Raw genomic sequence first — 1,009 nt, 5'->3', positions numbered from 1 at the left:
GATGCAACTGAAAAAGACCGAATTATGATTACGGCAGAAGAGTTTGCTAGAGAATGTGGCATTAAAACGCATTCCGCATATACGCAGTTAGAACTAGCCAGCAAGAATCTACTTAAAAGAAATTTCTCTTATAACAATGAAAGAGGAAAAAAGGTGCTGTCGAATTGGGTGATTGATTGCACTTATGAAGACGGAGGGATAGCTATACGTTTCCCTGAAATCGTTCTACTGATGTTAAAAGAGTTTGATAAATTAAACCCTTATACAAAATATAAAAAAGATATCGTACTAAGTTTGAAAAAAGATTACTCATTCGATCTTTATCATTTAGCTAAAAAGCATCAAGCAATGGGACAATTTGAAATGTCCTTAGAACATATAAAAAATGAGCTGGGTTTGCCCAAATCTTATGACAAACTCTGTAATTTAAAAGACCGAGTAATGAAGCCTTCATTAAATGAGATTACAACTAATACAGATATTGAACTCACTTATGAAAATGTAAAAAAAGGGCGTTCAGTAGTTGGCTTTAAATTTATAGTGAAAGAAAAACCTAAGCCAAAATTAATAGCGCCTCAGCGAGATCAAAGAACTATAGATATGTTCTGCAATTTATCTGATGCTCAAATTAACAAGTACAGCACTATTTTATCTAAACTTTCTGAGCTATCAGACCTCAGTAATTTCCCAGACTACCCGACATTTGCCCTCTGGATTAGTGGCATCTTACGAGATCCGAAAAGTGTAAGAGAGGAAACAACAAAACGGATTTTTAAAGCTCTTCATAGCAAGACGGATTTTAAACCATGAGAACTAAGGCTGAATTAGATGCAATGAGTCATCAAGAACTCAAAGATTATGAGCAAAGTTTACTTGCTCTGTGGACACCAAGAATGGCTATTGAAAGTGACATTGAAAGGTTAAGCACTCATCACAGCGAATTATTAGAGGTTTTTAATCAATTAAAGAATCCGGATGCACCTAAAAATTCACGTTTAAAAGATTCAAT

Annotated in this window: 2 protein-coding genes; both read left to right on the top strand. The window is 34.4% G+C overall.

Going from position 1 to position 1,009, the window contains the following annotated elements:
- Positions 1-810: replication initiation protein (locus FTV34_RS17745; RefSeq protein ID WP_180070951.1), on the top strand; the 810-nt coding region annotated here is incomplete at its 5' end.
- Positions 807-1,009: hypothetical protein (locus FTV34_RS17740; RefSeq protein ID WP_180070949.1), on the top strand; the 203-nt coding region annotated here is incomplete at its 3' end. The genes FTV34_RS17745 and FTV34_RS17740, both read left to right, overlap by 4 nt.

This window comes from Acinetobacter sp. YH16038 (assembly GCF_013417275.1).
Taxonomy (GTDB): domain Bacteria; phylum Pseudomonadota; class Gammaproteobacteria; order Pseudomonadales; family Moraxellaceae; genus Acinetobacter.
Note: the sequence above shows the minus strand (reverse complement) of the source record. Positions and strands in the feature narration are given on the sequence as shown.